This window comes from bacterium, from assembly GCA_030654305.1.
In the GTDB taxonomy this organism is placed as follows: Bacteria; Krumholzibacteriota; Krumholzibacteriia; order LZORAL124-64-63; family LZORAL124-64-63; genus PNOJ01.
Map to the genome: position 1 here is coordinate 1 of JAURXS010000129.1, position 5602 is coordinate 5602.

General features: G+C 71.7%; 5 protein-coding genes. 4 read left to right on the forward strand and 1 reads right to left on the reverse strand.

Annotated features, from left to right (window positions below):
• The coding region (locus tag Q7W29_03425; protein MDO9170862.1) for a polyphosphate kinase 2 at positions 1-223 on the forward strand (223 nt) is incomplete at its 5' end.
• 6 nt (positions 224-229) lie between these two features.
• Here Q7W29_03425 and Q7W29_03430 read toward each other — a convergent pair.
• On the reverse strand, positions 230-1732 hold the full coding sequence (locus Q7W29_03430) for a sigma-54 dependent transcriptional regulator (protein MDO9170863.1): 1503 nt from the start codon (positions 1730-1732) through the stop codon (positions 230-232).
• Positions 1733-1962: 230 nt separating this feature from the next.
• Here Q7W29_03430 and Q7W29_03435 point away from each other — a divergent pair, with 230 nt between their 5' ends.
• From Q7W29_03435 to Q7W29_03445, 3 genes are read left to right on the forward strand one after another with little or no spacing between them, the layout of a single operon-like run.
• Positions 1963-3246: an efflux RND transporter periplasmic adaptor subunit gene (locus Q7W29_03435; GenBank protein ID MDO9170864.1), complete on the forward strand. Its 1284-nt coding sequence runs from the start codon at positions 1963-1965 to the stop codon at positions 3244-3246.
• Positions 3247-3283: 37 nt separating this feature from the next.
• Positions 3284-4021, forward strand: a complete 738-nt coding sequence (locus Q7W29_03440) for an ABC transporter ATP-binding protein (GenBank protein ID MDO9170865.1) — start codon at positions 3284-3286, stop codon at positions 4019-4021.
• Positions 4018-5235 carry an ABC transporter permease gene (locus tag Q7W29_03445; GenBank protein MDO9170866.1) on the forward strand — a complete coding sequence of 406 codons (1218 nt, stop codon included), beginning with the start codon at positions 4018-4020 and terminating at the stop codon, positions 5233-5235. Before Q7W29_03440 ends, Q7W29_03445 begins: the two co-directional genes overlap by 4 nt.
• The last annotated feature ends 367 nt before the right edge of the window (positions 5236-5602 follow it).

Sequence of the window (5602 nt, forward strand, 5' to 3'; positions counted from 1 at the left end):
CGAGATGTTCGCGCACACCGACATCAAGCAGGCGCCGTGGTACGTGGTCGACGGGGACGACAAGAAGCGCGCGCGGCTGAACTGCATCAGCCACCTGCTGGGACTGATCCCCTACGAGGACCTGACGCCCGAGCCGATCACGCTGCCGCCGCGGCAGACGGGGGCGGAGTACGAGAGGCCGCCGCAGAGCGACCAGACCTTCGTGCCGGAGCGCTATCCCTAGAGGGCCTCAGGAGCCTTCGCGCGTCAGGCCGAAGGCCTTGATGCGCGAGGACAGCGTCGAGGGCGCCAGGTCCAGCAGCTCCGCGGCGCCGCCTTCGCCGGTGATGCGCCAGCCGGCGGCGACCAGGGCCCGCAGCGTGTTCTCGCGCTCGAAACCGCGCAGCTGCGGCTCGGTCAGGACGTCGCCGGCCGCCGCGGCCTCGTGCACGGCCGCCGCCGTCGCGATCGGCGGCCCCCCCAGGTCGAAGCTCACCTCGCCCCGCCGGGAGGTGATCGCCGCCCGCTCCATCGTGTTCTGCAGTTCGCGCACGTTGCCCGGCCAGGCGTAGGCCTGCAGCTGGGCGACGTGCTTGCGCCGCAGCGGCGGCGGCTCGGCGCCCAGGCGCCGGCAGGCCAGCGACAGGAAGTGCTCGGCCAGGGCGGGCACGTCCTCGAGCCGCGCGCGCAGGGGCGGGACGGCGACCGGGTAGACGTTCAGGCGGAAGTAGAGGTCGCGCCGGAAGCGCCCCTGTTCCACCTCTTGCAGCAGGTCGCGGTTGGTGGCGGCGATGATGCGGACCTCGACACTGCGGGTGTGGTCCTCGCCGACGCGTTCGAACTCCCCCTCCTGCAGGACCCGCAGCAGCTTGCCCTGCAGCTCGATCGGGATCTCGCCCACCTCGTCCAGGAACAGCGTGCCGTGGTCGGCGAGCTGGAAGCGCCCCACGCGGTCCCGCACCGCGCCGGTGAACGAGCCGCGGATGTGCCCGAAGAACTCGCTCTCGAACAGTTCGCGGGGGATCGAGGCGCAGTTGACCTTGATCAGCGGGCGCTCGCGTCGGGGGCTGCGCTCGTGGATGGCGCGGGCCACGAGCTCCTTGCCGGTGCCCGACTCGCCCGAAATCAGGACGTTGGCGCCGGTCGGGGCGACCAGCTCGATCTCGTGCAGGAGCCGGAGCATGACGGCGCTGCCGCCGATCATGCCGCTGACCGGCGCGACGGCGCCCACCTCCTCGCGCAGGTACTCGTTCTCCTGCTCGAGGTGCCGCCTCAGCTCCTCCAGCTCGCGGTTGGCGGCGGTCAGCTCGGCGGTGCGCTCGCGGACCTCCTGCTCGAGGTGTTCGCGGTGCCGGCGGTTCTCCTGGAGCAGTTCGGCGCGCTCGAGCGCCCGCCTGACGGCGTGCAGCAGGATCGCGAGGTCTTCCACGGGTTTCAGCAGGTAGTCGGTGGCGCCGGCGCGCAGCGCGGCGATGACGTCGGCCACGTCACCCGTGCCCGAGATCACGATGACGGGCAGGTCGGGGGAACCGGCGCGCAGTCGGGCCAGCACCTCGTGGCCGTCCAGGCCCGGCATGCGCAGGTCCAGCAGCACGAGATCGCAACGCTCGCGGGCGCAATGCTCCAGCGCGGACCTGCCGTCGTCGGCCTCGACGATCACGAAGCCTTCGCCCTCGAGATAGAGCGCGAAGAGCCGCCTGAGCTGCCGGTTGTCGTCGACGACCAGGATGCGCGGACCCGAGGTGTCCGGCATGCCAGTCCCTCCCTTCCCCCGCGGCGCCGGTGGCGGCGCCGCAGGCACAATGTAGCCGCGATCGGGCCCGGATGTCCAGACTCGCGGCGACCCGGCCTCGACTCCGGCGCCGGCATGGTGCATCTTGGGCGGACGCGGCGGTCGGGCTCGATCCGCAGGAACGGGCCCGGTCGCGCGTTCGGCACTATTGGCGTTCCTGGACGATGGACCGGCGCGACCCGAGGTGGGGCATGAAGAAATGGTTGATCCTGGCGGCGATCGCGGTGGTGGCGGGCGCCGCCGCCTGGTTCCTGACCCGCGGCGGCGACCAAGGGGGCGAGACCTACCGCCTGGTTGAGGTGTCCCGCGGCGACGTCGAGGAGGTCGTCACCAGCACCGGCACCCTCGACGCGGTGACCAAGGTGCAGGTCGGCACCCAGGTGTCCGGCCTGATCGCGACCATCGGCGCCGACTTCAACGACCGCGTGTCGGCCGGCCAGGTCATCGCGGTCATCGACACCACGCTGCTGGCGAGCGAGGTGCGCAGCGCCCGGGCGAACGTGGCCCGCGCCGAGGCCGAGCGCAACGACGCGCAGCGGGAGCTGGCCCGCACGCAGGAACTGTTCCGCGAGGATCTGGTGTCCCAGACGGACCTCGACAAGGCGCTCTACACCGCCGAATCGTCCGCGGCCTCGCTGGTCTCGGCCCGGGTCGGGCTGGACCGCGCGAGCAACAACCTGAAGTACGCCACGATCCGCGCGCCCATCTCCGGCACCGTGGTCGAGCGCAACGTGGACGTGGGGCAGACGGTCGCGGCCAACTTCTCGGCGCCTCAGCTCTTCCTGATCGCCGAGGACCTGGCGCGGATGCAGATCCTGGCCGCGGTCGACGAGAGCGACATCGGCAAGATCGTCGAGGGCCAGTCCGCCCGCTTCACCGTCCAGGCCCACGACGACGAACAGTTCCGGGGCACGGTGCGCCAGGTCCGGCTGCAGTCGACGGTCTCGGAGAACGTCGTCAACTACACCGTGGTGGTCGACGTGGACAACACCGACGGCCGCCTGCTGCCCGGCATGACCGCCACCGTGGACTTCGTCGTCAGCCGGGCGGAATCCGTCCTGACCGTCCCCAACGCCGCACTGCGCTTCAAACCCACCGAAGCCATGGTCGCGGCCCTCCAGGCGCGCCGCGCGAAGATGGCCGCCGAGGGGGGGCGCGGCGCGGGCGCAACGGGGCAGGGAGCCGCTGGGCAAGGGTCCGGAGGGCAGGGCGCCGGCATGCACGGCGGCGGCGCGGGCTTCGCCGGCGGCGCGAAGCCGACGCTCCTGTGGTACCAGGACGAGGACGGCACGATCGGCGCCCGGCCGGTGCGCGTCGGCGTGAGCGACGGCACGGTCACCGAGATCACGGCGCCATGGCTCCAGGAAGGTCTCCAGGCCGTGGCCGGAGTCACCGGCGGGACGGTCGCCTCGACGTCGACCAACCCGTTCCAGACCCAGTCCACGGGCATGCGCCCGCCGCCGGGCGGGTTCTAGGCCGCACCGATCGGGTACGCAGCCGGGAGGACCGCTCGTGACGGACGGCATCGTGATCCGCACTTCGGACCTGAGGCGCACCTACACGGTGGGCGCCGTCGAGGTGCACGCGCTCCAGGGCGTGGACCTGACGGTGCGCCGCGGCGAGATGATGGCGGTGATGGGGGCGTCAGGCTCGGGCAAGTCGACGCTCATGAACATCCTGGGCGGGCTCGACGCCCCGACCGCGGGCACGTACGAGCTGGACGGCGTGCGCGTCGACCGCCTGGACCGCGACCAGCTGGCCGAGATCCGCAATCGCAAGATCGGCTTCGTGTTCCAGGGCTTCAACCTGCTGGCGCGCACCTCGGCCCTCGAGAACGTCGAGCTGCCCCTGCTCTACGCCCGCGACATCCGGGAGCGCGAGGCGCGGGCCCGCGCCGTCGAGGCGCTGGGCCTGGTCGGCCTGGCCGACCGCATCGACCACCAGCCCAACGAGCTGTCGGGGGGCCAGCAGCAGCGCGTGGCCATCGCGCGGGCGCTGGTGACGCGGCCGGCGATCCTGCTGGCCGACGAGCCCACCGGCAACCTCGACAGCCGCACCACGGTCGAGGTGATGGCCCTGCTGCAGCACCTGCACGCGTCGGGCATGACGATCCTGATCGTGACCCACGAGCCGGATGTGGCAGCCTACGCCCAGCGGATCATCGAGCTGCGCGACGGCGTGATCGTGCGGGACGTGCCGGTGGCCGCGCGCCGATCTGCGGTTTCGGCCGACGAGGGAGGGACGCGATGAGGGCGACGACCCTGGTGCGCCTGGCGGCGCGCAGCATCCGCCGCAACGTCATGCGGACCCTGCTGACCATGCTGGGGATCATCATCGGCGTGGCGGCGGTCCTGGTGATGGTCGCCGTGGGCGAGGGGGCGCGCTCCCAGATCCGCCACAGCATCCAGAACCTGGGCTCGAACATGATCGTGATCACGCCCGGCGCCAGCCAGCAGGGCGGCGTCAGCCACGGCGCCGGCAGCTTCAACCGCCTGACGGTCGACGACGCGCTCGCCCTGCAGCGCGAGAGCACGCTGCTGGCGGCCGTCTCCCCCGTGATCTTCGCGCCGGCGCAGATCGTCGGCGGCACCGGCAACTGGCGGGCGGTGTGCTACGGCGTCGACGCCGGCTACCGCGAGATCCGCGACTGGGACGTCTCGAGCGGCCGCTACTTCGACGCCGCCGACCAGCGCAGCATGAAGAAGGTCTGCCTGCTCGGGACCACCGTCGCCAAGCAGCTCTTCCCGGACGTCGACCCCGTCGGCCAGACGGTCCGGTTGCGCGACGTCCCCTTCCACGTCATCGGCGTGCTGGCGTCCAAGGGGCAGAACGCCCAGGGCGCCGACCAGGACGACCTCGTGCTGGCGCCCTACACGACCGTCCGGACCCGCCTGGCCGGCCGCATGTTCATCGCGCAGATCCTGGCCAGCACGTCCAGTCCCGGCGACCTGCCTGGCGCCCAGGAAGAGATCGCCGCGATCATGCGCGAGGCGCACGGGCTGGCCACCTGGGAGGCCGACGATTTCCAGGTGCGCAACCAGACCGATCTGGCCGAGACGGCGTCGGCCACCACCGAGGTGATGACGATGCTGCTGGCGGCCATCGCCAGCATCTCGCTGCTGGTGGGCGGCATCGGCATCATGAACATCATGCTGGTGTCGGTGACCGAGCGCACGCGCGAGATCGGCATCCGCATGGCCGTGGGCGCCCGCGGCTCCGACGTGCTGACCCAGTTCCTGGTCGAGAGCACGGTGCTGTGCCTCGGCGGCGGCGTCATCGGCGTGGGGGTGGGGGTCGCCGGCGCCTGGATCCTGGGGCGCACCGCCGGCTGGGCCACCGAGGTGGCGCCGCAGACGATGCTGCTGTCGCTGGGATTCGCGGCGGCCGTCGGCATCTTCTTCGGCTACTACCCGGCGCGGAAGGCGGCGGCGCTGGATCCGATCGAGGCGCTGCGGTACGAGTAGGCTTCTGCCGCGGAATCGTCCCCGCCCATGCGGTGTTGCGACTCGGATCCACACATCCTGTGGTGACAGGGGGCGCTCGTCGGGCACTTCCTGTGCCCGACTCGCTTGGCCTTCCGGCCCTTCCGCCATCCTGGCTCCAGGGCCTGCAGCACACCCCTGTCACCACAGGATGTGTGGATCCGAGTCGAACAGCGGCATGGGCAGTGGCAGGGACGATTCGGCGGCTGGAACAGATACGATCAGGCTGGCTTGCTGGTCAGCTTCCGGCCTGCCCGCACGATTGCCGCCACCAGCCCGACCACCAGCACCAACCCCAGCAACGGCAGCAGCAGCGCGATCGTCGCCAGGGCGACGGCGCCGCCCGTCT